The sequence below is a fragment of the Pedobacter sp. HMWF019 genome, assembly GCF_003061025.1.
GTDB lineage: Bacteria > Bacteroidota > Bacteroidia > Sphingobacteriales > Sphingobacteriaceae > Pedobacter.
Window position 1 is genome coordinate 1 of the sequence record NZ_QAIL01000410.1, and the last position, 3,338, is coordinate 3,338.

The window sequence follows — 3,338 nt, forward strand, 5'->3', positions numbered from 1 at the left end:
ATTTATATGATGATAACCATATTTCTATAGAAGGCAGTACGGATATTGCTTTTACGGAGGATGTGGCCAAAAGGTTTGAGGCTTATAACTGGCATGTGCAGGTAGTGGAGGATGGGAACGACATCAATGCGATTGAAATTGCGGTGAGAAACGCTAAAGCAGAAACGCAGAGGCCTTCTTTGATTAAGGTGAGAACCCAGATTGCTTATGGCAGTCCAAATAAAGTGAATACTGCAGGTTCACATGGCTCTCCTTTAGGTGCTGATGAAGTGAAACTGGTGAAGAAATTTTTTGGTTTTGATCCCGATAAATCTTTTTATGTTCCAGACGAGGTATTGCGTTTTTATCATGAGGCAGGTGAAAAGGGTGCAAAACTGGAAAAGGAATGGAATGAACTGTTTAAGGCTTATAAAGAAAAGTTTCCTGAGCTTGCTTCGGCTTATGAGGAAGTATTGCAAGGAAAGTTGCCCAAGAACTGGCAAAGTAAATTGCCTGTATTTGCAGCCGGTGATCAACTGGCTACCCGTCAGGCCTCTGGTAAAGTATTGAATGCAATTGCGGCAGATTTGCCGGGATTGATTGGGGGAGCAGCTGATTTAGCACCTTCTACAGATACAAATCTTAAAGAATATGATTCTTTTACTTCAGAAAAGAGAGATGGCCGTAATTTCCATTTTGGGATACGGGAACATGCGATGGGATCTATTCTGAATGGAATGGCTTTGACCAAGGGCCTTATTCCCTATGGTGCTACCTTTTTGATCTTTTCTGAATATATGAGACCTCCCATCCGCCTGGCGGCGATTATGAAAATCAGGCCTGTTTTTGTGTATACACATGACAGTATCGGATTGGGAGAGGATGGCACAACGCATCAGCCGGTTGAGCAGTTGATTTCTCTAAGGTCAATTCCGAATATCACACTGATCCGTCCGGCAGATGCAAACGAAACCTCTCAGGCATGGCGGGTAGCAGTGGAACATACGGATGGGCCGGTGGTGTTGGTGTTGACGCGTCAGGCCCTGCCTGTGCTGGACCAGAAGAAATATGGTGCGGCAACAGGTCTGGAAAAAGGCGCTTATATTTTATCTGATGTAAAATCTCCTGAATTGATCTTGATTGCTACAGGTTCTGAGGTGAGTTTAATACTTGATGCTCAGGTGGTACTGGAGAAACAGGGGGTTGCGGCCAGGGTGGTGAGTATGCCTTCCTGGGAATTGTTTGAAAAACAGAGCGCAGCCTATAAAGAAAGTGTATTCCCTAAGGCGCTTAGGAAACGTCTTGCAGTTGAAGCTGGTTCGCCGCTGGGCTGGCATAAATATGTTACAGATGAGGGTGATATTATAGGAATGACAACATTTGGAGAATCTGCTCCTGCAGCGGATTTGTATAAGGTATTTGGTTTTACCGTAGATCATGTGGTAGAAAAAGCTAAAGGACTTTTAAAGAAATAAATTTGAACAGATGAAAATTGGAATAGCAGCTGACCATGGTGGTTTTGAATTAAAAGAGCAGTTGATTACTTATTTGAAGCCTCTGGGCTATGAGGTAGAAGACTTTGGGGCTTATAAACTGGATGCATCTGATGATTATCCTGATTTTATTGTGCCCCTGGCTCAGGCCGTAGCAGCAGGGAAATTGAGCAGAGGTATTGCGGTTTGTGGTAGTGGAGTAGGTGCCTCTGTAGCAGCCAATAAGATTGCCGGTGCCCGCGCTGCTTTGATTACGGAGCATTTTTCGGCGCATCAGGGGGTAGAGGATGATGATTTGAATATCATTTGCCTGGGTGGCCGGATTACAGGTTATGTGGCGGCTGAGGAATTGGTCCTGGCTTTTTTACGGGCAGAATTTTCTGGTGCTGACCGGCATCAGCGAAGACTTGAAAAGGTGCGTGTTTTGGAAAAAGAAAATTTAAATTGATCACATAATAAATGAATAGGTTAAATGGATAATCCCTATGTAAAGAATACCGATATCAGGATTCTGTTTTTTGATGTTGGTGGTATACTTTTGACTAATGGTTGGGGGCATGAGTCCCGTAAGTTGGCTGCAGAAAAATTTGGGCTGGATTATGAGGAGGTGAATGCGCTTCATAATTTTATCTTTAACGTGTATGAAATCGGTAAAATAACGCTTGATGAATACCTGGATACGGTTATTTTTAATCATCCGAGGGAGTTTCTAAGGGAGGATTTTAAGGAATTCATTTACAGCCAGTCGCAGGAGCTGCCAGAGATGCTGGCTTGGCTGAAGGAGTGGAAGAGGGATTGTGGGTTTAGGGTGATCTCTGTAAATAACGAAGGGAAGGAACTGAATGATTACCGCGTGGAGAAATTCAAACTCCATGAGTGTTTTGATGCTTTTATTTCTTCTTGTGAAGTGAAAATGAGAAAACCTGATCCTGGTATTTTTCAACTTGCCATGGGTATTGCGCAGGCTGTGCCTTCGCAGTGTGTGTATTTTGATGATCGCATTATGTTTGTGCAGGTTGCACAGCGTTTAGGGATCAAGGCTTTTCAACATACGAGCTTTGAATCGACGAAAAAGATTTTGGAAGCGTTAAAAGTTGAAAACAAAAAATAAGTTATGCATTATCGAAGGAATGTAAAGGGGGCATAAGCTTGTTGAAAAAATCAATATTACTCGTCGAGGACTGGACTCCTTGCCCCGCTGCGCTCTTGTGGCAAGGCGCCCTGAGGTCCTCTCTGAGTAATATTGATTTTTTATATGGCGCTTAGCTGGGGGGGATCCATGCTGGGTGCAGATTTTAGGGGTAAGAGTTCTTGAGAACAAAACAAATAAGGATATAACACCTCGAAAAAAATCAATGCTACTTTCCTGACTACGCGCTCATGTTCTGCGCCTTCCCCGGACTGGCGCTCTTTGCGAAGTGCTATATAAAACGGGGAATAAGAGCTCTTGAGAACAAAACAAATAAGGATATAACATCTCGAAAAAAAATCAATACTACGCGCTCATGTTCTGCGCCTTCCCCGGACTGGCGCCCTTTGCGAAGTGCTATGTAAAACGGGGAATAAGGGCTCTTGAGAACAAAACAAATAAGGATATAACATCTCGAAAAAAAATCAATACTACGCGCACATGTTCTGCGCCTTCCCCGGACTGGCGCCCTTTGCGAAGTGCTATATAAAACGGGGAATAAGGGCTCTTGAGAACAAAACAAATAAGGATATAACATCTCGAAAAAAAATCAATACTACGCGCTCATGTTCTGCGCCTTCCCGGACTCGCGCCCTTTGCGAAGTGCTATATAAAACGGGGAATAAGAGCTCTTGAGAACAAAACAAATAAGGATATAACATCTCGAAAAAAAATCA

At 43.3% G+C, this 3,338-nt stretch carries 3 protein-coding genes; all 3 read left to right on the forward strand.

The genetic code is table 11. The features are described from left to right. On the forward strand, window positions 1-1,454 hold a 1,454-nt coding region (locus DBR11_RS22125; protein ID WP_108554788.1), incomplete at its 5' end, for a transketolase. 10 nt (window positions 1,455-1,464) lie between these two features. Beyond that, window positions 1,465-1,920, forward strand: coding sequence for an RpiB/LacA/LacB family sugar-phosphate isomerase (locus tag DBR11_RS22130; RefSeq protein WP_108554789.1), 456 nt, complete (start codon window positions 1,465-1,467; stop codon window positions 1,918-1,920). Window positions 1,921-1,944: 24 nt separating this feature from the next. Further along, window positions 1,945-2,583, forward strand: a complete 639-nt coding sequence (locus tag DBR11_RS22135) for an HAD family hydrolase (protein ID WP_108554790.1) — start codon at window positions 1,945-1,947, stop codon at window positions 2,581-2,583. The last annotated feature ends 755 nt before the right edge of the window (window positions 2,584-3,338 follow it).